Source organism: Pseudomonas frederiksbergensis (assembly GCF_003732705.1).
In the GTDB taxonomy this organism is placed as follows: Bacteria; Pseudomonadota; Gammaproteobacteria; order Pseudomonadales; family Pseudomonadaceae; genus Aquipseudomonas; species Aquipseudomonas frederiksbergensis_F.
This window is the reverse complement of the sequence record NZ_MOBR01000041.1, coordinates 158,936-180,617: the sequence shown is the minus strand read 5'-3', so window position 1 is coordinate 180,617 and position 21,682 is coordinate 158,936. Positions and strand designations below refer to the sequence as shown.

The window sequence follows — 21,682 nt, the reverse complement described above, 5'->3', positions numbered from 1 at the left end:
ATGCTGGATAATAAAGCATGACCCGCTTGACGGCTAGCGCCGTCGGAGACCCTTGTAATGCCTGACCAAGATGTACGCTTGCAACACCTGAAAGTTTGGCTCGACGAACAGTTGGCGACCCTCTTTGCCGAGCAAGGCTGGGGCGCTGTACCCCCGGCCACGTTGACCGCGGCCAGTAGCGACGCGAGTTTCCGGCGCTATTTCCGCTGGGAAGGCGAGGGCAAAAGTTTCGTCGTGATGGACGCTCCGCCGCCCCAGGAAAACTGCAAACCTTTCGTGGATATGGCTTTTTTGCTGGCGAAATCCGGAATAAATGTTCCGAAAATTTATGCCGAAGACCTCGAACGCGGATTTCTTTTGCTCAATGACCTGGGCAACAAGACTTATCTGGACGTGATCGACAGCGAAAATGCCGACGATTTGTTCAAGGATGCCCTACAGGCCTTGCTGGCTTTTCAGCAATTGCCGATGGTGGCGCCGCTGCCAAGTTATGACGTGGCACTGTTGCGTCGCGAGTTGGAACTGTTCCCCGAGTGGTACGCGAAGCATGAGCTGGGCATCGAGTTCGACGCCGCTCAGCAAACCCTCTGGCAGCAGGTCAGCGACTTGTTGATCGACAGTGCCCTGGCCCAGCCAAAAGTGTTGGTGCACCGCGACTACATGCCGCGCAACCTGATGCTCAGCGAGCCGAATCCCGGCGTGCTGGATTTCCAGGACGCCGTTTATGGCCCGGTAACCTACGACGTGACTTGCCTGTTCAAGGATGCATTCCTCAGTTGGCCCGAAGAGCGCGTTTACGCCTGGTTGCAGGATTACTGGCAGCAGGCCGGCGCGCTCGGCATTCCGGTTCAGCCTGATTTCGAAGAGTTTCACCGTGCCAGCGACCTGATGGGCGTGCAGCGTCATTTGAAAGTGATCGGCATCTTCGCGCGCATCTGTCATCGCGACGGCAAGCCACGCTACCTCGCCGACGTACCGCGCTTCTTTGCTTATATAGACGCGGTGATCGCCCGTCGTCCCGAGTTGGCGGAGCTGGATGTGTTGCTGGCCAGTTTGCGTGCTGGAGCTAATGCATGAAGGCAATGATTCTGGCCGCGGGCAAAGGCGAGCGCATGCGCCCGCTGACCCTGACTACGCCAAAACCGCTGGTGCGTGCCGGCGGCGTGCCGTTGATCGAGTACCATCTGCGCGCCCTGGCGGCCGCCGGGTTTACCGAGATCGTGATCAACCACGCCTGGCTCGGTCAGCAGATCGAAGACTACCTGGGCGATGGCTCGCGCTACGGCGTCAGCATCCAGTATTCGCCCGAAGGCGAACCGCTGGAAACCGGAGGCGGGATCTTCCGCGCCTTGCCGTTGCTGGGCGACGAAGCGTTTGTGGTGGTCAACGGTGATATCTGGACCGATTACGACTTCAACGCCTTGCGCCGACCGATTGCCGGCCTGGCTCACCTGGTGCTGGCCGATAACCCGGCCCATCACCCGGCCGGGGATTTCGTTCTGGTCGATGGCCAGGTGCGCGACGGGCAACCGGACGCCAAGACCCTGACCTACAGCGGCATCGCCGTGCTGCATCCGACGTTGTTCGAAGGTTGCACGGCCGGTGCTTTCAAGCTCGCGCCGCTGTTTCGCAAAGCCATGGCCGCCGGGCAAGTGTCCGGTGAACACCTGGGCGGGCATTGGGTGGATGTCGGCACTTACGAGCGCCTGGCCGAAGCCGACACTCTGATAGAAGCGAGCCGCTGACATGTTGTGGCCAGGGACTCTGATCGGAGCCGGAGCAGGCTTTGCCATAGCCAGCATTCCGGGGGCCATGCTCGGCGCTTTGTTGGGGCAGGCGCTGGACCGGCGCCTGCACTTGCAGAGCTGGGGGCATTTGCGGGAAAAACTCGGCGGGCGGCCGGTGTTGCGCAACGATGAGCTGTTGTTTGTGCTGCTGGGCCGGTTGGCCAAGTGCGATGGGCGCGTGGTGGACGGGCACATCCAGCAGGCCCGTCAGGAAATGCGTTCACTGGAAATGACCGAGTCGGCGCAACGTCGCGCCATTACCGCGTTCAATCGTGGCAAAACCGGGCATGACCGCTTGCGCGGCTATCTGCGGCGCTTGAGTGCTCAGCCCCATGCGGCCGAAGGTGTGCTGCGTGCCTGTTGGCGGATGGTCTGGGCCGACGGTCGCGCGGGCGCCAGTGAGCGTGAACTGCTGGCGCAATGGGGCAAATGGCTGGGCTGGACGCCGCAACAGGTGCTGGCGTTGGCGCACGACTATGAACCGCAGAAACGCTCGCAAGTCAGCAGCGCCGTAACGTATCAGGACGCCATACGGCTATTGGGTGTGTCGGCCACCAGCGAGCCGGCGCAGATCAAGCGGGCGTATCGGCGTCTGCTCAGTCGTCATCATCCGGACAAGATTGCCGGGTCGGGGGCGACGGCGATGCAGGTGCGGGACGCGACGGACAAGACCCGCGAATTGCACAATGCCTATACGTTGATCAAGGAGCGGCGGGATTTTCGCTAGCTGCATCTAATTTGTGTTGTTAGTGAGGCCGCCTTCGCGGGCAAGCCTCGCTCCTACAGGTTGAACGTAATCCCCTGTAGGAGCGAGGCTTGCCCGCGAATAGGCGCGACGCGGTCTATTGCTCGGACACAGGCTGCGGATTCAACCACCCACGCACCCGGCGAAACAATTGCTCCTGCTCAGCCTTGGCATTGCCCGGCAACGCCTTGAGCGATACCTGGCTAAACGCCGAAGTCTTCAAGCGTTTACTCGCCTGCAACCGTTCCAGCGCGGCGTTGCGATCCAGCGGCTTATCCATATAGAAGAGGTCGGCGGTCGGCAGCTTCAAGGTCGGCGTCAGTTCGGCCAGCAACGGTTTGCCCGTCACCGGCGTCTGCGCCGCGACCATCACGAATTTCTCCACTTGCGAAGGCTGCTTCTCGCTCAGGTAGCGCGCGGCCCAGTAAGCCCCGGTGCCATGCCCCAACACCACGATGCGACGAGCACTTTGCTGTTCGGCAAAGGCAATGGCTGCTTCGATGCGGGCGAAGATTCGCTCGGCGTCGGCCTTGGACTGTTCTTCGGAGGTTTGCGCGATGGCTTTGTCGGCGACATCCGCTTCACCACTGGCCGCCTGCTCGATGGGCGTCGCAGTGGTCGAGTCTTTGCTACCGGTCTCAGGGGCTTTGATCGTCGGCGGGACTTCGGCGACGCGTGGCGCAATGGCATCGCTTTGCAGGTCCGGCAAGGTGATACTCAGGCTGCTCCACTCGGCGTCCGGCAATTTGTTGCGCAAAGGGCTGATTGCTTGCGGCCAGTCAACGGTTTCACCGGCGCCGGGGATGATAATCACCGCGCCCTTGGGGTCTGCGGTGTTGGCCGGTTTCCACAAGGCGAGAAACGTGTCGGCGCCGGCCTGGAGCTGTTGCTGTTCCTGAGCGGGGATTTTTCGCTCAAGTGCTGTCGCTTCTTCCTGACTACGCTCAAGCAGCGGCTGACGTTCCACCGGTTTTGCTTCTGCGGATTTTTCGGTAGAAGCAGGTGCAGGATCGGCGGCCTCGACGGAAAAGGCGCAAGGCAGGATCAGCGACAGGCACAATGCTGGCAGTGCCAGGCGGGAGACAGGGGGCATCGGATATTCCAGGCCAGAAGTTATTCCGGCAGCCTAATGGGTTGGTCAGTATTTGTCAGTGTGTGAGACTTCAATGATGCGTTTTCGCTGCCTGTGGGTTATCGGCTGTTTGTGGTTTCCCTTGATGAGCTGGGCGGCACCCGCGTCCCCGGCGCACGTTGCACACTTGTCGGCGGCCCAACAGCAATGGCTGGCGCAGCATGGCGAATTGCGCGTCGGTTTGGTGTTGCAGGCGCCGTACGCTCAATACGATCGCCGCTTGCAGCGCTTGTCCGGGGTCAACGTCGAGCTGATGAAGTGGCTGGCCAAAGCCCTTAAGGTCGAACTCAGCTGGCGCAACTTTCCCGACGTTGAGCAACTGGAAGCGGCAGTGCGCGAGGGCGAAGTCGATATCGCCCCCGGACTGACCCAAACCCCTGGCGGACTGCGGCTTTGGCAGTTCTCCGACCCCTACATGCGCGTGCCGCAACTGGTGGTCAGTGACCAGAAAGGCGCCGGCGTAGTGGAACTGGAAAAACTCGACAGCCAGACCCGCGTCGCCGTGCGCATGCCCAGCGTCACCGCCGATTACCTGCGCAGCAACTTCCCCCACCTGAACCTGCAAGGCGTGCCCATCGAGCGCCAGGCGTTGCAGTTGCTGTTGAGTCAGCAGGCCGGATACGCGGTCGTCGACGAGGCGCAACTGGGCCGTTTGTCTGCCGAACCTGAGTTCGCCGGGCTGGTGGTCGTGGGCGACATCGGCTTGCCGCAATTGCTGCGGGTGGCCACGCGCAGGGACTGGCCGGAACTGGCCGGCGTCATCGAAAGCGCGCTGCGGGCGATCCCGGCCAAGGACCTTGAACAGCTGCACAACCAATGGCTGCAACCCAAATACCCGCGGTTGTCCGAATCGCCGGGGTTCTGGCAGAACCTGTGCCTGCTGCTGGCGTTGCTGTTGCTGAGCAGTGCGGCCATCGTGTTCTGGCAGCGACGCCAGCAACACAGTCTGGAGCAACGGCTGCTGGCGGCGCGGGAAGACATCGCCCTGCGCCAGGCCAGCGAAGAAGCGTTGCGCCTGACCCAGTTTTCCATCGATCAGAGCACCGTCGGCATCCTTTGGGTCAACTGGGACAGCCACGTGCGCTACGCCAACCGCGCGGCCGAAACCATGCTCGGTTATCCGTCCGGCGGGATCATCGACCGTCCGTTGATCGACTTTGAGCCCGGTCTGCACATGGACCGCTGGCTGAACCTGTGGAAACGCGCCCGCGCCAGCGAAGAAGGACCGCAAAGTTTCGAAACCAATTGTGTGCGGGCCGACGGCAGCATCCTGCCAGCGGATGTTTCGTTGAGTTTCCTGCGGTTTCGCGATGGCGAATACCTGGTGGTGTACCTCAACGACGTCACCGAGCGCCGCCGTGCCCTGGCCGCATTGCAGGAAAGCGAGGCGCGGCTGCAAGGGATCGCCGCCAACGTTCCCGGATTGGTCTTTCGCCTGGAGCGGGCGCCGGTGACAGGGCAAATCGACTTTGCCTACATCAGTGAAGGCAGTGAGAGCCTGGTCGGCTACTCGCCGGCGACCCTGGCCCATCGGGATAAAGGCCTGCGCAGCCTGGTGCATCCGGACGACAAGGCCAGTTATCACCAGACTCAGGATCATGCCCTGGACACCGACAGCGACTGGTCGTGGCAGGGGCGGATTCTGACGCGTTCGGGCGAGCAACGCTGGGCCGAGATCAAAGCCATCACCCGTCAACTGGAGGATGGCGCGTATGTCTGGGACGGGATTGTCTGGGACATCAGCGAGAGCAAGCGCATTGAATTGGAGCTGGACAGCTCCCGTGGGCAATTGCGTGAGTTATCGGCGCACCTGGAAAGCGTGCGAGAAGAGGAAAAGGCCCGCATCGCCCGGGAAGTGCACGATGAGCTGGGGCAGATGCTGACCGTGCTGAAACTGGAAACCTCGATGTGCGAATTGGCCTACGCCCAGCTCGATCCGGGTCTGAACGAGCGCTTGAACAGCATGAAGCGGCTGATCGCTCAACTGTTTCAATTGGTGCGGGATGTGGCCACGGCGTTGCGGCCGCCGATTCTCGATGCGGGGATCGCCTCGGCCATTGAGTGGCAGGCCCGGCGTTTCGAGGCGCGCACGCAGATTCCGTGTCTGGTGCAGGTGCCGGAGAACCTGCCGGTGCTCAGCGATGCCAAGGCAATTGGCTTGTTCCGCATCCTTCAGGAAGCGCTGACCAATGTCATGCGCCATGCCCAAGCGCATACTGTCGAACTGACATTGGCGCTGGAAGGCGACGAGTTGTGTCTGACCGTCAGCGATGATGGCGTAGGATTTGTCGCCGCAACGGGTCGGCCGACGTCGTTTGGCGTGGTGGGCATGCGTGAGCGGGTGCTGATTATGGGCGGGCAGTTGTCGCTTGAGAGCGAGCCGGGGGAGGGCACAACGCTGAGTGTGCGGGTGCCAGTGGGTGAGGCTTGATGGTTTTGTGGTGCCTATGCTGACGCCTTCGCGAGCAGGCTCGCTCTCATAGGGATTTGTGTTGTTGTACCGAGAGCCGACACCCCCAATCCACTGTGGGAGCGGGCTTGCTCGCGAAGGCGACAGGTCAGTCGACGTCAATGTTGAATGATCGACTGCTTTCGCGAGCAAGCCCGATCCCACAGTAGGCGCTGCTGAAGGCTGCGATGTTTTCGGCATCAACGCATTTAATGAGGAGAGGCAAGTGATCCGTGTACTGGTAGCCGAAGACCACACCATCGTCCGCGAAGGCATCAAGCAATTGATCGGCCTGGCCAAGGATTTGCTGGTGGTGGGGGAGGCGAGCAATGGCGAGCAGTTGCTCGAAACCTTGCGTCATGTGCCCTGCGAAGTGGTACTGCTGGACATCTCCATGCCCGGCGTCAACGGCCTGGAGGCGATTCCACGGATTCGCGCGCTGAACAATCCGCCGGCGATCCTGGTGTTGTCGATGCACGACGAGGCACAGATGGCCGCTCGGGCATTGAAGATTGGCGCTGCCGGCTATGCCACCAAGGACAGCGATCCGGCGCTGCTGCTGACCGCGATCCGCAAAGTCGCGGCAGGCGGGCGCTACATCGACCCGGACCTGGCTGACCGCATGGTCTTCGAAGTCGGTCTGACCGATTCCCGGCCGTTGCACTCATTGCTCTCGGAGCGTGAATTCTCGGTGTTCGAACGCCTGGCCCAGGGCGCCAACGTCAACGACATCGCCCAGCAACTGGCCCTGAGCAGCAAAACCATCAGCACCCACAAGGCGCGGCTGATGCAGAAGCTCAACATCACCTCCTTGGCGGAGCTGGTGAAATACGCGATGGAACACAAACTCCTCTAAAATCCCGCCACGAACCCTGTAGGAGCAAGGCTTGCCCGCGATGGCGTCCCTGAGATCGCCATCGCGGGCAAGCCTTGCTCCTACGGGAAAAGCGGTGGCATGTCCATTTGCGACACCCCCGCCAACCTGCTTTTGCCCGATCTTGCTGCTTGCAGCTCACCGCTTGCCGCTGCGTTAGCCCAAACGCGCCATCCTTGTAGGGCAATCCCTACCCCCAACCTTCCATCCCGCTGAGGCGATTCTCTCCTGCGCCCCGATTTGCGCGCTCCCCAGCGTCCACTAGGCTTAGTCCACAAGCAGTCATCAACAACAAAGGTGTGGGTATGAGCCAGGTCGATTCAAGTGCAGGGGCCAATGACATTCTGGTCAGCTTTCGTGGAGTGCAGAAAAGCTACGACGGCGAGAACCTGATCGTCAAAGACCTCAACCTGGACATTCGCAAAGGCGAATTTCTCACCTTGCTCGGGCCGTCCGGCTCCGGCAAGACCACCAGCCTGATGATGCTCGCCGGTTTCGAAACCCCGACCGCCGGTGAAATCCTGCTGGCCGGGCGTTCGATCAACAACGTGCCGCCGCACAAGCGCGACATCGGCATGGTGTTCCAGAACTACGCGTTGTTCCCGCACATGACCGTGTCCGAAAACCTCGCCTTCCCGCTGACCGTGCGCGGTTTGAACAAGAGCGATGTCAGCGACAAGGTCAAGAAAGTCCTGAGCATGGTCCAGCTCGATGCGTTCGCCCAGCGCTACCCGGCGCAACTGTCCGGTGGTCAGCAGCAGCGTGTGGCCCTGGCCCGTGCCTTGGTGTTCGAACCGCAACTGGTGCTGATGGACGAACCCCTCGGCGCGCTGGATAAACAGCTGCGCGAACACATGCAGATGGAAATCAAACACCTGCACCAGCGCCTCGGCGTGACCGTGGTCTACGTGACCCACGACCAGGGCGAAGCCCTGACCATGTCCGACCGCGTGGCGGTGTTCCACCAGGGCGAAATCCAGCAGATCGCCCCACCGCGCACGCTCTACGAAGAACCGAAGAACACCTTCGTCGCCAACTTCATCGGCGAGAACAACCGCCTCAATGGCCGCTTGCACAGCCAGACCGGCGACCGCTGCATTGTCGAGCTGGGGCGCGGTGAAAAGGTTGAAGCCCTGGCGGTCAACGTCGGCCAGACCGGCGAACCCGTCACGCTGTCGATTCGCCCGGAACGCGTGAGCCTCAATGGTTCGAGCGAGTCCTGCGTCAACCGCTTCTCAGGGAGGGTGGCGGAATTCATCTATCTGGGCGACCACGTCCGGGTGCGCCTGGAAGTCTGCGGCAAGACCGACTTCTTCGTGAAACAACCGATTGCCGAGCTCGATCCCGAGCTGGCGGTTGGCGACGTGGTACCGCTTGGCTGGCAGGTTGAGCACGTTCGCGCGCTCGACCCACTTCTAGAGGCGCATTGATCGCCCCCCGCAATACCAACACCAACCCTGCACGTGGAGAGAACAATAAATGTTGAGATCCCTGAAATTAACCGCTTTGGTCATGGGCATGATCGGTGCGGCACACGCGATGGCGGCGGGCCCGGACCTGACCGTGGTGTCCTTCGGCGGGGCGAACAAGGCCGCGCAGACCAAGGCTTTCTATGCACCGTGGGAAGCGGCGGGCAACGGCAAAATCGTCGCGGGTGAATACAACGGTGAGATGGCCAAGGTCAAAGCCATGGTCGACACCAAGAGCGTGTCCTGGGACCTGGTAGAGGTTGAATCGCCAGAACTGTCCCGCGGTTGCGACGAAGACATGTTCGAGCAGCTCGATCCGAAGTTGTTCGGCAAGTCCGAAGACTACGTCAAAGGCGCGATCCAGCCGTGCGGCGTGGGCTTCTTCGTCTGGTCGACGGTGTTGGCCTACAACGCCGACAAACTGGCTTCCGCACCGACTAGCTGGGTCGATTTCTGGGACACCAAGAAATTCCCGGGCAAGCGCGGCCTGCGTAAAGGCGCCAAGTACACCCTGGAATTCGCTTTGATGGCCGACGGCGTTGCGCCGAAAGACGTCTACAAAGTGCTGGCCGGCAAGGACGGCCAGGACCGCGCGTTCAAGAAACTTGATGAACTCAAGCCAAGCATCCAGTGGTGGGAAGCCGGCGCGCAACCGCCGCAATACCTCGCCTCCGGTGACGTGGTCATGAGCTCGGCCTACAACGGTCGGATCGCCGCCGTGCAGAAAGAAAGCAACCTGAAAGTGGTGTGGAACGGCGGGATCTACGACTTCGACGCGTGGGCGATTCCAAAAGGCCTGGATAAAACCCGTGCCGAAGCGGCGAAGAAATTCATCGCTTACTCGGTCATGCCGCAGCAGCAGAAGACCTACTCGGAAAACATCGCCTACGGCCCGGCCAACACCCAAGCCGTACCGTTGCTGGCCAAGGACGTGTTGAAAGACATGCCGACCACCCCGGAAAACATCGCCAACCAGGTGCAGATCGACGTGAGCTTCTGGGCTGACAACGGCGAGCAACTGGAGCAGCGCTTCAATTCCTGGGCTGCTAAATAAGCACAACCCTGTGGGCTGATCGTTCCCACGCTCTGCGTGGGAATGCCGCCCGGGATGCTCCGCGTCCCTGTGACCCAGAGCGTGGGAACGATCAGTTCCCTGTAGGAGCGAGGCTTGCCCGCGAAGACGTCGGCACATTCAACAATAATGTGACTGACACACCGCCTTCGCGGGCAAGCCTCGCTCCTACAGGGGTGATGTGTAGTTATCAAGAACAGGGGGGCTTGCTTTCCTCTGTAACGATCAAAGATTTCCGGAGTACGCCATGGCTATCGCCGTTCCCCTGAACGCGGGCACTGACCCCACCTTGAAGCAGCGGCTCAAGCACGCCGAGCGGATCAATCGCTGGAAGGCTCAGGCCTTGATTGCGCCGTTGGTGCTGTTTCTGTTGCTGGTGTTCCTGGTGCCGATTGTGGCGCTGCTCTACAAAAGTGTCGGTAACCCGGAAGTGGTCGGCGGCATGCCGCGCACCGTGACGGCTATCGCCAGTTGGGATGGCCGGGGCCTGCCCGCTGAACCGGTTTACAAGGCCGCCAGCGAAGACCTCGCCGAAGCGCGCAAAAACCAGACCTTGGGCGACCTGTCCAAGCGCTTGAACATGGAGTTGGCCGGCTATCGCAGCCTGTTGACCAAAACCGCCCGCGCCTTACCGTTCGCCACTGAACCGGCCTCTTATAAAGAAGCGCTGGAAGGCCTCGACGAACGCTGGGGCGATCCGGCCTATTGGCAGGCTGTGCGGCGCAACACCAGCAGCATCACGCCGTACTACTTGCTGGCGGCGGTCGATCACCGGATCGACGACCTCGGCGAAGTGGCTCCGGCCACGCCCGATCAGGCGATCTACCTCGACATCTTCGCCCGCACGTTCTGGATGGGCCTGGTCATTACCGTGATCTGCCTGTTGCTGGCCTATCCGTTGGCCTACCTGCTGGCGAACCTGCCATCGCGCCAAAGCAACCTGCTGATGATTCTGGTGCTGCTGCCGTTCTGGACATCGATCCTGGTGCGGGTCGCTGCGTGGATCGTGTTGCTGCAATCCGGCGGGTTGATCAACAGTGGTCTTATGGCCATGGGCATTATCGATAAGCCGCTGGAGCTGGTGTTCAACCGCACGGGTGTCTACATCTCCATGGTGCACATCCTGCTGCCGTTCATGATTCTGCCGATCTACAGCGTGATGAAAGGCATCTCGCCAACGTACATGCGGGCGGCGATTTCCCTCGGTTGCCACCCGTTCGCCAGTTTCTGGCGGGTGTACTTCCCGCAGACCTATGCCGGTGTCGGCGCCGGTTGCCTGTTGGTGTTCATCCTCGCCATCGGCTACTACATCACCCCGGCTTTGCTGGGCAGCCCGAACGATCAGATGGTCAGTTATTTCGTCGCCTTCTACACCAACACCAGCATCAACTGGGGCATGGCGACCGCGCTCGGTGGGCTGCTGTTGTTGGCGACCGTGGTGCTTTATCTGATTTACAGCTGGCTGGTGGGCGCCAGTCGCCTGCGCCTGAGCTAAGGGGAGAATGAAATGTTGAGTCCTTATATGTCGCCCATTGAGCGGGTGTGGTTCTACAGCTTGCGCACGCTCTGCGCACTGGTCCTCCTGTTCCTGATCCTGCCGGTGCTGGTGATCATTCCGCTGTCGTTCAACTCCGGCAGTTTCCTGGTGTACCCGCTGCAAGGTTTCTCGCTGCACTGGTATCAGGACTTCTTCGCCTCGGCGGAATGGATGCGCTCGCTGAAGAACAGCATCATCGTCGCCCCGGCGGCCACGGTGCTGGCGATGGTGTTCGGTACGCTGGCGGCGATTGGCCTGACTCGCGGTGACTTCCCCGGCAAGGCGCTGGTGATGGCGCTGGTGATTTCGCCGATGGTGGTGCCGGTGGTGATCATTGGTGTGGCGAGTTATCTGTTTTTTGCGCCGCTGGGTTTGGGTAACAGCTTCTTCTCACTGATTGTGGTGCACGCGGTGTTGGGCGTGCCGTTTGTGATCATCACGGTGTCGGCGACGTTGCAGGGGTTTAACCACAACCTGGTGCGAGCCGCTGCAAGCCTGGGTGCTTCGCCGCTGACGGCGTTCCGTCGCGTGACCTTGCCGCTGATCGCGCCGGGTGTGATTTCCGGGGCGCTGTTTGCCTTCGCCACCTCGTTCGATGAAGTGGTGGTGACGCTGTTCCTCGCCGGCCCCGAACAAGCGACCTTGCCACGGCAGATGTTCAGCGGCATCCGCGAAAACCTCAGCCCGACGATTGCGGCGGCGGCGACGTTGCTGATTGCCTTCTCGGTGATCCTGCTGCTGACCCTGGAATGGTTGCGTGGCCGTAGCGAGAAACTGCGCACCGCCCAGGTTTAGCGGCGAGCTGAAGACCCACCCCCTCACCCCAACCCTCTCCCCAATGGGGAGAGGGGGGAAGGGAGCCGATCTCCATGCTTTTCAAATCCTGAGTTCGACTCGGACTTTCAGGTCGATGTAGTTCGAATGAACACCTCGGTCAGTCCCCTCGCCCCTCTGGGGAGAGGGTTAGGGTGAGGGGGCGATCCATCTGGCTCACTCAATGTTGATCGTTCCCACGCTCTGCGTGGGAATGCCTCACCGGACGCTCCGCGTCCGCTCTTGGGACGCAGAGCGTCCCTGGCTGCATTCCCACGCGGAGCGTGGGAACGATCATCTCCGGGTATTCATTGCCTGAATAACAGACAAACCCCAATCCCCAGCTACTATTGTGCCCAGCTCTCCTAACGATAAGAGGCTGCGCACATGAGTCTTTCCTCTTTCAAGATTGCCCACAAACTGATCACCGGCGCCGGTGCCATCGAGCAACTGGCCGCCGAGTTGACACGCCTGGATGTCGACAACCCGCTGATCGTCACCGATGCCGCCCTGGTCAAGTCCGGCACGGTGGAGCTGGCGCTGGCGCATCTGGGTGATCGCACCTACGAAATTTTCGATCGCGTACTGCCGGACCCGGAAATCGCCATCGTCGAAGACTGCATGCGCGTTTATCGCGAAGGCGGGCACGACGGGTTGATCGGCTTAGGTGGCGGCAGTGCCATCGACATCGCCAAAAGCGTAGCGGCGTATGCCGGCTACCACGGTGCACTGGAAGATTTGTTCGGCATCGATCAAGTGCCGCGCAAAGGCCCGCCGCTGATCGCCATCCCGACCACCGCCGGTACTGGCTCGGAAGTGACCAACGTGGCGATCCTATCCGACAAGGTCGCGCAGCTGAAGAAAGGCATCGTCAGCGACTATCTGTTGCCGGATGTCGCACTGGTCAGCCCGCAAATGACCCTGACTTGCCCGCGCAGTGTCACCGCCGCCAGTGGCGTCGATGCGTTGGTGCATGCGGTCGAGTCCTACCTGTCGCTGAATGCCTCGGCGATCACCGATGCCCTGGCGATTGGCGCGATCAAGCTGATTACCCTGGCGCTGCCCAAGGCCTACGCCAACCCGGCCAACCTGCAAGCTCGCGAAGACATGGCCACCGCCAGCCTGATGGCCGGCATGGCGTTCGGCAATGCCGGGGTCGGCGCGGTGCATGCGCTGGCGTATCCGCTGGGCGGGCGCTACAACATTGCCCATGGCGTCAGCAACGCCTTGCTGCTGCCCTATGTCATGGCCTGGAACAAGTTGGCCTGCGTGGAGCGCATGCAGGATATTGCCGAGGCGATGGGCGTGAAAACCGCACACCTGAGCGCCACCGATGCGGCGGATAAAGCCGTGGAAGCAATGACCGCGTTGTGCCTGGCGGTGGAAATCCCCCTGGGCCTGCGCAGCTTCGGTGTACCCGAGGACGCGATCCCGGCCATGGCCGTGGAAGCGGCGGGGATCGAGCGCCTGATGCGCAACAACCCGCGCAAGTTGAGCGCCGTCGATATCGAGAAGATCTACCGGGCGGCGTACTAGAGCCTGTGGCCGCTTATTGATCGAAGGCAGGCCCAATCATCGCGGTCACAGTGCGCGCTCCAAAGCATGAGGTATACAATGCGCGCCATCGTGATTCTGCTCAAAAAAGGTGCGTCATGCAGCCCTTCGTAATTGCTCCGTCGATTCTCTCCGCCGACTTCGCCCGCCTGGGCGAAGAAGTGGACAACGTCCTGGCCGCTGGCGCCGACTTCGTGCACTTCGATGTCATGGACAACCACTACGTGCCCAACCTGACCATCGGCCCGATGGTCTGCGCGGCACTGCGCAAGTACGGCGTGACCGCGCCGATCGACGCACACTTGATGGTCAGCCCGGTGGATCGCATCGTTGGTGACTTCATCGAGGCCGGCGCGACCTACATCACTTTCCACCCGGAAGCCACGCAACACGTCGACCGCTCCCTGCAACTGATCCGCGAGGGTGGCTGCAAGGCAGGTTTGGTGTTCAACCCGGCGACCCCGTTGAGCGTGCTCGAATACGTGATGGACAAGGTCGACATGATCCTGCTGATGAGCGTCAACCCAGGCTTCGGCGGGCAGAAGTTCATCCCCGGCACCCTCGACAAACTGCTTCAGGCGCGGGCACTGATCGATGCGTCCGGTCGCGACATTCGCCTGGAAATCGACGGTGGGGTGAATGTGAACAACATCCGTGAAATCGCCGCTGCTGGCGCCGACACCTTCGTGGCCGGCTCGGCGATCTTCAATGCGCCGAACTACCAGGAAGTGATCGAGAAGATGCGTTCCGAACTGGCGCTGGCTCGTCCATGAGTGGCTTTGAGCAGCTGTTCCCGGGGCGTCTGCCGCGGCTGGTGATGTTCGATCTGGATGGCACGCTGATCGATTCGGTCCCCGACCTCGCGGTTGCCGTGGATAACATGCTGCTCAAGATGGGCCGCGAACCTGCCGGGCTTGAGTCGGTGCGCGAGTGGGTCGGCAACGGCGCGCCAGTGCTGGTTCGCCGTGCGCTGGCCGGTGGTATCGACCATTCGGCGGTGGACGACGGCGAGGCCGAAGGCGCGCTGGAGATTTTCATGGAAGCCTACGGCGGCAGCCATGAACTGACGGTGGTCTATCCCGGCGTACGCGACACCCTGAAATGGCTGCACAAGCAGGGCGTCGAGATGGCACTGATCACCAACAAGCCGGAACGCTTTGTCGCGCCGCTGCTGGATCAGATGAAAATCGGTCGCTACTTCAAGTGGATCATCGGCGGCGACACCTTGCCGAATAAGAAACCCGACCCGGCAGCGCTGTTTTTCGTGATGAAAATGGCCAACATTCCGGCGTCGCAATCGTTGTTTGTCGGCGATTCGCGCAGTGATGTGCTGGCGGCGAAAGCGGCGGGGGTCAAGTGTGTGGCCCTGAGTTATGGCTACAACCATGGCCGGCCGATTGCTGAAGAGTCACCGGCGCTGGTGATCGACGATCTGCGCAAGCTAATTCCCGGTTGCCTGGATCTGGCGGCTGAGATAACGTTGCCCGACGCTGTCCAATCCCCTGCTGGAAATCCCATCGTGGTGGTCACTCGCAAACTCTGGATGAAAGTCATCAAGGCCCTGGCCCGCTGGCGTTGGCGCGCCTGACTTGTTCCTGGCCGGCCTGCCGGCGCGTTTGCATACCTGACTGATAGACCCTCAAGCCACGAGGCTACCCCATGATCCGCGAAGAATTCCTGCGTTTGGCCGCTGCCGGCTACAACCGTATCCCGATGGCCTGTGAAACCCTGGCCGACTTTGACACGCCGCTGTCGATCTACCTGAAACTGGCCGACAAGCCGAACTCCTACCTGCTGGAGTCGGTACAGGGCGGCGAGAAGTGGGGCCGTTACTCGATCATCGGCCTGCCGTGCCGCACCGTGTTGCGAGTTCACGATCATCAGGTGAGCGTGACCCACGACGGCGTCGAGATCGAAAGCCACGAAGCCGAAGATCCGCTGGCCTTCGTCGAAGAATTCAAAGCCCGCTACAACGTCCCGACGATCCCGGGCCTGCCGCGTTTCAATGGCGGTCTGGTGGGTTACTTCGGTTATGACTGCGTGCGCTATGTCGAGAAGCGTCTGGGCAAATGCCCGAACCCCGATCCGCTGGGTGTGCCGGACATTTTGTTGATGGTTTCCGATGCGGTGGTGGTGTTCGACAACCTCGCCGGCAAGATGCACGCGATTGTCCTCGCCGACCCGGCGCAAGCCGATGCTTTCGAGCAAGGCCAGGCGCGTCTGGAGGAACTGCTGGAACAACTGCGTCAGCCGATCACCCCGCGCCGTGGCCTGGATTTCAGCAAGCAACAGTCGGCTGATCCGGTATTCCGTTCGAGCTTCACCCAGAACGACTACGAAAAAGCCGTCGATACCATCAAGGAATACATCCTGGCCGGCGACTGTATGCAGGTTGTGCCGTCCCAGCGTATGTCGATCGACTTCAAGGCTGCACCGATCGATCTGTACCGGGCGCTGCGTTGCTTCAACCCGACGCCCTACATGTACTTCTTCAACTTCGGTGACTTCCATGTCGTCGGCAGTTCACCGGAAGTGCTGGTGCGGGTCGAAGACAACCTGATCACTGTGCGCCCGATTGCCGGCACCCGCCCTCGCGGGGCCAACGAAGAAGCGGATCTGGCGCTGGAAAAAGACCTGCTGTCCGACGACAAGGAAATCGCCGAGCACTTGATGCTCATCGATCTCGGTCGTAACGACACCGGTCGGGTTTCGGAAATCGGTTCGGTGAAACTCACCGAGAAAATGGTCATCGAGCGTTATTCCAACGTGATGCACATCGTCTCCAACGTTACCGGGCAACTGAAGGCTGGGCTGACGGCGATGGATGCATTGCGGGCGATTCTGCCGGCGGGTACCTTGTCTGGTGCGCCGAAGATTCGGGCGATGGAAATCATCGACGAACTGGAACCGGTCAAGCGTGGGGTCTACGGCGGGGCGGTGGGTTACTTCGCCTGGAACGGCAACATGGACACTGCGATTGCGATCCGTACTGCGGTAATCAAGGATGGCGAACTGCATGTGCAGGCCGGTGGCGGTATCGTTGCCGATTCAGTGCCGGCGCTGGAATGGGAAGAAACCCTGAACAAACGCCGCGCGATGTTCCGTGCTGTGGCCCTCGCCGAGCAAACCCCGGACAGTTAAGTTCACACAAAACCTGTGGGAGCGGGCTTGCTCGCGAAGAGGCCCTGTCAGTCGACATCATTGTTGAATGACACACCGCTTTCGCGAGCAAGCTCGCTCCCACAGGGAAATCACTGACATAAAAAAACGCGGCGTCTGTGAGGGCGCCGCGTTTTTTATGGCCTGGGGTTTAGAAGTCTAGGCTAACGCCCAGGTTGACCCCTTGCTGGGTAAAGTCATCATCCTTGCGAATGTCATAACTCGCCCGCAAAGCCAAATCCTTGGTGAGGTTGTGGCTCACGCCCAGGTTCAAGCGGTTGAGGTTGGTCTGCGGGGTGTAGCCGGCCAGGGTGTAGCGGTTGTTCGGCAGGCTGTTGAGGTTCATGGTCACATCCTGAGTGTCGTCGTTGTACTCGCGCTCATGAGCGAGCTCGCCAAACACTTGGGTCTGCGAAGTGATCTGGTACTTGCCCTGAATCCCAAGGCCAAGACGCCGGGAAATGCGCGACTGATCATCGAAGGTCAGCGCGGTGGAGTCGGCGCCATCTTCAGAATAACCATCGACTTCAACCTTGGCGAAATCAGCACTGACGAACGGCGACAGGTGCCACGGGCTGCTCGCCAACGGCGCGATGTCGTAACCGACGCGACCACTGAAAGCCACCAGGTAACCGTCTGTATCGCCTTTCTCTCCGCGTTCGTTGACCCCCAACTGGAATTTGCGTTTGAGGCTGTCGTAGTCCAAACGCCCAGCCGTCACCGCCGCGTCACCCCACCAGCGATTCTGTTGGTACTGGGCGAACGCCGTGCCCATGTAAGTGTTGAGCTTGTAGTCTGAGTCGTTATCGCCGGCTTCGAGTTTCTGGTTGTAGAACCCCGCCGCCAGACCAATACGCCACGCGTCATTCAACCGATAGCTGCCACCGATATTCAGGTTGGCGCCATTACCGTCAGCACTGGCGCCACTGCGTTGGCTGTCGAAATCCTGGTGTTGGCCGCCAGCGGCGACAATCGCCCGCCATTGGCCCACGCCTTGCCAGTTTTCCCAATCCGCCAGCCACTGGTTGCGTAATTCATCTTGATGGGAGCGCAAGGTACCTTGGGCCATTTGCGGTAACAGGGTCGCTTCCCAAGGCGCGGACAGCAGGGAGTAGGCGTAATCGGCAATCAGGCGTTGCCCGGCTTCGGTCGGGTGCACCGAGTCGTTGTAGATCAGCTTGGTCGGGTCCGGCGTGGCGCTGTTAATGCCGTATCGGGCGTTCTCGGTGCAACTGTTGCCGCTGAAGCACGTAGCGCTCAGGTTCTGGTCGGTGGCCAGGCCGAACTGCCCAGGATTGGCAAACGTCTCTTTGAGCAGCACCGGAATGTTCAGCGGGATGATGTTGGCGTTGATGCCCTGCAGTTGGCTCACCAGTTCGGTGTTGAACTGGTTGCTGAGCTGGGTCGTGAAGTCTTGCAACGGCGAGCCATTGAACGCCGGGGTAAAGCCGATATCCGGCAGCAACCAGACCATGATGTAACGGGCACCGGCCTGTTGCAGGGCTTGCGCGCTGCTGGCCAGGCGATCAGCGGCAGCGCTGGCCTGGGGCAGGCTGGTGACGCGACCTTGCAGGAAATCGTTACCACCGCCCGAGAGGTAATACAGTGCATTCGGGTCGGCGCGGAAGTTGTTCGACGGCAGATAGCCCGCCCGGGTGCGTTCGCCGGTGGCGGAGGTGCTGGTGATCGAGTCGAGAATCTGGTCGGTGCGATAACCGCCGACGGCCCAGTTGTTACCATCGGGCTGGCCTTCGTTGGCGCGTACTGCCGAAGACGAGGACGCTGTCTGATCCGCTGAATACCCCAGTTTCCCCCCGAGAATTTGCGTGGCGTTGAGCGAGCGCTGTTCGCCGCTGCCGTCGAGATAGACCGGCCCGGTGCGGTTGGTGAATCGTTCGGTCGATCCGGCAGGCCCGCCGGTGTCGGCAAACGTCCCGGCGTCGTTGAGGCTGTCGCCGAAGACCACGAAGCTGGTGTAAGGATTGGGCGCCGCATTCGCCTGGGCGCAGGCCATGGCGAGCAGGCAACTGGCGAGCGGTACAAACAACGTCTGTTTGATCATGTGCAAGTCCGTTTATTTATTGTTGTAGTGAACGAAACGACAGTACCAAAAACTTCCGGCCTTTTGCCATCTGTCGCGAACCCTTCATTTGTTTCGCAGCCCTTCGCGTGCGCCATATTGCACGCTCTGCCCAGCTAAGTTACTGTGCCAAGACGTATGAATGAGACCTTTCCCGTGTTGATCATCAGCAAACTCCTGGATCAAGTCATCAAGGCACACGCCCGCTGGCGTTGGCGCGCCTGAATTCTTTTGCCGGCCCCGCCGGACCTGTACCGCTTTGCCTTCTTTACCTGTATGAAATGCCGCTTTGCTGGCGCAACTCCAGCACCTGACAAAGCGCAGCACACTGCGGGTATTCATTCGAAGGCTGTCTTAAAAGTCAGTGAATTCAAGAGGTTTCCATCGCCATGTTGCTGATGATCGATAACTACGACTCTTTTACCTACAACGTTGTGCAGTACCTTGGTGAGCTCGGCTCCCAAGTCAAAGTCGTGCGCAACGATGAACTCACCATTGCTGAAATCGAAGCCCTCAACCCTGAGCGCATCGTTGTCTCCCCCGGTCCTTGCACGCCGACCGAAGCCGGCATCTCCATCGAAGCGATCAAGCACTTCGCCGGCAAACTGCCGATCCTCGGTGTCTGCCTCGGTCACCAATCCATCGGCCAGGCCTTTGGCGGTGATGTAGTCCGTGCCCGTCAGGTCATGCACGGTAAGACTAGTCCGGTATTCCACGAGGACAAGGGTGTTTTCAGCGGCCTGAATCATCCCCTGACGGTTACGCGCTACCACTCGCTGATCGTTAAACGCGAAACTCTGCCTGACTGTCTGGAACTGACGGCCTGGACCCAGCTCGAAGACGGCTCGGTCGACGAAATCATGGGCCTGCGCCACAAGACGCTGAACATCGAGGGTGTGCAATTCCACCCGGAATCGATCCTCACCGAGCAGGGCCACGAGCTGTTCGCCAACTTCCTCAAACAAACCGGCGGCACGCGCTAAGGACTTTTCATGAACATCAAGACAGCCTTGGGCCGTATCGTCGATCACCTCGACCTCAGCACCGAAGAAATGCGCGATGTCATGCGCGAAATCATGACCGGGCAATGCTCGGACGCGCAGATCGGCGCGTTCATGATGGCCATGCGCATGAAGAGCGAAAGCATCGACGAAATCGTTGGCGCGGTGTCGGTCATGCGTGAGCTGGCGGACAAAGTCGAACTCAAGACCCTCGACGGCGTGGTCGATGTGGTCGGCACCGGCGGCGACGGCGCCAATATCTTCAACGTCTCGACCGCGTCTTCCTTCGTGGTCGCAGCGGCCGGTTGCACGGTGGCCAAGCACGGTAACCGTGCGGTCTCGGGCAAAAGCGGTAGCGCTGACTTGCTGGAGGCGGCCGGGATCTACCTGAACCTGACGCCGGTCCAGGTAGCGCGCTGCATTGATAACGTCGGCATCGGTTTCATGTTCGCCCAGACTCACCACAGTGCCATGAAGTACGCCGCCGGTCCGCGCAAGGACCTTGGCCTGCGCACTCTGTTCAACATGCTCGGCCCGCTTACGAATCCGGCCGGCGTGAAGCATCAGGTAGTCGGCGTGTTCACCCCGGCGCTGTGCCGGCCATTGGCCGAAGTCTTGCAGCGGCTGGGCAGCAAGCATGTGCTGGTGGTGCACTCGAAGGATGGCCTGGACGAATTCAGCCTCGCAGCGCCGACCTTTGTCGCGGAGCTGAAGAACGATCAGATCACCGAGTATTGGGTCGAGCCGGAAGACCTGGGCATGAAGAGCCAGAGCCTGCATGGCCTGGCGGTGGATAGCCCGGCCGCGTCCCTCGAACTGATCCGCGATGCCCTCGGCAAGCGCAAAACCGAGAATGGCCAGAAAGCCGCCGAGATGATTGTGCTCAATGCCGGTGCCGCGCTGTATGCCGCTGATCATGCAACAAGTTTGAAAGAGGGCGTTGCCCTGGCGCACGACGCGCTGCACACCGGCCTCGCTCGGGAGAAACTCGAGGAGTTGGGTGCGTTTACCGCGGTATTTCGAGTGGAGAATGAGGGATGAGTGTACCGACGGTTCTGGAAAACATTCTGGCCCGCAAGGTCCAGGAAGTTGCCGAGCGTAGCGCCCGTGTCAGCCTGGCAGAGCTGGAAAGCCTGGCCAAGGCAGCCGATGCACCCCGTGGTTTTGCCAAGGCACTGATCGCCCAGGCCAAGCTCAAGCAGCCGGCGGTGATTGCCGAAATCAAGAAAGCCTCGCCGAGCAAAGGCGTGATTCGCGAGAACTTCGTTCCCGCCGACATTGCCAAGAGCTACGAGAAGGGCGGCGCCACGTGCCTCTCGGTGCTCACCGATATCGATTTCTTCCAGGGCGCCGATGCGTATCTGCAACAGGCTCGTGCGGCGTGCAAGCTGCCGGTGATCCGCAAGGACTTCATGATCGACCCCTACCAGATCGTTGAAGCCCGTGCCCTGGGCGCTGACTGCGTGCTGTTGATCGTCTCCGCGTTGGACGACGTGAAAATGGCTGAGCTGGCGGCCGTGGCCAAAAGCGTCGGCCTCGATGTGTTGGTTGAAGTCCACGATGGCAACGAGCTGGAGCGGGCCTTGAAAACCCTCGACACGCCGTTGGTTGGCGTAAACAACCGCAACCTGCACACCTTTGACGTCAGCCTGGAAACCACCCTCGACCTGTTGCCGCGCATTCCCCGTGATCGCCTGGTGATTACCGAAAGCGGTATTTTCAACCGGGCCGATGTCGAGCTGATGGAAATCAGCGACGTGTACGCGTTCCTGGTCGGCGAAGCGTTCATGCGCGCGGAAAGCCCGGGCACGGAACTGCAGCGCTTGTTCTTCCCGGAGCGCGGCTCTGCGGTGAGTGGTTCTACACTCGACTGAAAAAGCTTCGCGAGCAGGCTCGCTCCCACACTGATTGGTGGTGGGCACAAAATGTGTGAGCACCCCGGTTCAAATGTGGGAGCGAGCCTGCTCGCGAAGACGGCATAAGAAGCACCACAGACTTAACGTCCGACGG

General features: G+C 60.8%; 18 protein-coding genes. 16 read left to right on the top strand and 2 right to left on the bottom strand.

Translation table 11 applies throughout. From position 1 onward, the window contains the following. Window positions 1–57 precede the first annotated feature (57 nt). Genes BK667_RS28445 through BK667_RS28435 form a run of 3 tightly spaced genes read left to right on the top strand, consistent with a single transcriptional unit; the run spans window position 58 to window position 2,514 of the window. Complete coding sequence (locus BK667_RS28445; RefSeq protein ID WP_123513035.1) at window positions 58–1,077, top strand: aminoglycoside phosphotransferase family protein; 1,020 nt, start codon at window positions 58–60, stop codon at window positions 1,075–1,077. Further along, window positions 1,074–1,745, top strand: a complete 672-nt coding sequence (murU, locus tag BK667_RS28440) for an N-acetylmuramate alpha-1-phosphate uridylyltransferase MurU (RefSeq protein ID WP_123513033.1) — start codon at window positions 1,074–1,076, stop codon at window positions 1,743–1,745. Before BK667_RS28445 ends, murU begins: the two co-directional genes overlap by 4 nt. Before the next feature lies 1 nt (window position 1,746). Continuing rightward, on the top strand, window positions 1,747–2,514 hold the full coding sequence (locus BK667_RS28435) for a TerB family tellurite resistance protein (RefSeq protein ID WP_123599564.1): 768 nt from the start codon (window positions 1,747–1,749) through the stop codon (window positions 2,512–2,514). 115 nt (window positions 2,515–2,629) lie between these two features. On the opposite strand, the gene BK667_RS28430 is transcribed toward BK667_RS28435, so the two are convergent. Beyond that, window positions 2,630–3,625 (bottom strand): alpha/beta hydrolase family protein, encoded by a 996-nt coding sequence (locus BK667_RS28430; protein WP_123513029.1) that lies wholly within the window; start codon window positions 3,623–3,625, stop codon window positions 2,630–2,632. Window positions 3,626–3,698: 73 nt separating this feature from the next. Here BK667_RS28430 and BK667_RS28425 point away from each other — a divergent pair, with 73 nt between their 5' ends. The 10 genes from BK667_RS28425 (at window position 3,699) to trpE (ending at window position 16,573) form a co-directional block, all read left to right on the top strand. Beyond that, complete coding sequence (locus BK667_RS28425) at window positions 3,699–6,095, top strand: PAS domain-containing sensor histidine kinase (RefSeq protein WP_123599563.1); 2,397 nt, start codon at window positions 3,699–3,701, stop codon at window positions 6,093–6,095. 244 nt (window positions 6,096–6,339) lie between these two features. Further along, entirely contained in the window at window positions 6,340–6,969 is a 630-nt protein-coding gene (locus BK667_RS28420) for a response regulator (protein ID WP_008147212.1), read from the top strand. Between the two features lie 323 nt (window positions 6,970–7,292). Then, a complete protein-coding gene (locus BK667_RS28415; RefSeq protein WP_123599562.1) occupies window positions 7,293–8,417 on the top strand; it encodes an ABC transporter ATP-binding protein in 1,125 nt (374 codons plus the stop codon). Between the two features lie 49 nt (window positions 8,418–8,466). After that, window positions 8,467–9,510: an ABC transporter substrate-binding protein gene (locus BK667_RS28410; RefSeq protein ID WP_123599561.1), complete on the top strand. Its 1,044-nt coding sequence runs from the start codon at window positions 8,467–8,469 to the stop codon at window positions 9,508–9,510. Window positions 9,511–9,775: 265 nt separating this feature from the next. Continuing rightward, the gene (locus BK667_RS28405) at window positions 9,776–11,023 is read left to right on the top strand and encodes an ABC transporter permease (protein WP_123513021.1); all 1,248 of its coding nucleotides are present in this window, start codon (window positions 9,776–9,778) and stop codon (window positions 11,021–11,023) included. Window positions 11,024–11,035: 12 nt separating this feature from the next. Then, on the top strand, window positions 11,036–11,860 hold the full coding sequence (locus BK667_RS28400; RefSeq protein ID WP_123513019.1) for an ABC transporter permease: 825 nt from the start codon (window positions 11,036–11,038) through the stop codon (window positions 11,858–11,860). Window positions 11,861–12,265: 405 nt separating this feature from the next. Next, entirely contained in the window at window positions 12,266–13,414 is a 1,149-nt protein-coding gene (locus tag BK667_RS28395) for an iron-containing alcohol dehydrogenase (RefSeq protein WP_123599560.1), read from the top strand. A 116-nt stretch (window positions 13,415–13,530) separates the two neighbouring features. Continuing rightward, window positions 13,531–14,205, top strand: a complete 675-nt coding sequence (gene rpe, locus BK667_RS28390) for a ribulose-phosphate 3-epimerase (protein WP_123599559.1) — start codon at window positions 13,531–13,533, stop codon at window positions 14,203–14,205. Next, the gene (locus tag BK667_RS28385) at window positions 14,202–15,020 is read left to right on the top strand and encodes a phosphoglycolate phosphatase (protein ID WP_123513015.1); all 819 of its coding nucleotides are present in this window, start codon (window positions 14,202–14,204) and stop codon (window positions 15,018–15,020) included. Before rpe ends, BK667_RS28385 begins: the two co-directional genes overlap by 4 nt. Before the next feature lie 71 nt (window positions 15,021–15,091). After that, entirely contained in the window at window positions 15,092–16,573 is a 1,482-nt protein-coding gene (gene trpE, locus BK667_RS28380) for an anthranilate synthase component I (RefSeq protein WP_123599558.1), read from the top strand. A 169-nt stretch (window positions 16,574–16,742) separates the two neighbouring features. Here trpE and estP read toward each other — a convergent pair whose 3' ends face one another. Continuing rightward, window positions 16,743–18,653 carry an esterase EstP gene (gene estP, locus BK667_RS28370; protein WP_123599557.1) on the bottom strand — a complete coding sequence of 637 codons (1,911 nt, stop codon included), beginning with the start codon at window positions 18,651–18,653 and terminating at the stop codon, window positions 16,743–16,745. Window positions 18,654–19,060: 407 nt separating this feature from the next. Here estP and BK667_RS28365 point away from each other — a divergent pair, with 407 nt between their 5' ends. From BK667_RS28365 to trpC, 3 genes are read left to right on the top strand one after another with little or no spacing between them, the layout of a single operon-like run. After that, complete coding sequence (locus BK667_RS28365) at window positions 19,061–19,654, top strand: aminodeoxychorismate/anthranilate synthase component II (RefSeq protein WP_123513009.1); 594 nt, start codon at window positions 19,061–19,063, stop codon at window positions 19,652–19,654. A gap of 9 nt (window positions 19,655–19,663) precedes the next feature. Then, window positions 19,664–20,713, top strand: coding sequence for an anthranilate phosphoribosyltransferase (gene trpD / locus BK667_RS28360; protein WP_123513007.1), 1,050 nt, complete (start codon window positions 19,664–19,666; stop codon window positions 20,711–20,713). Next, a complete protein-coding gene (gene trpC / locus BK667_RS28355) occupies window positions 20,710–21,546 on the top strand; it encodes an indole-3-glycerol phosphate synthase TrpC (RefSeq protein WP_123513005.1) in 837 nt (278 codons plus the stop codon). Before trpD ends, trpC begins: the two co-directional genes overlap by 4 nt. The last annotated feature ends 136 nt before the right edge of the window (window positions 21,547–21,682 follow it).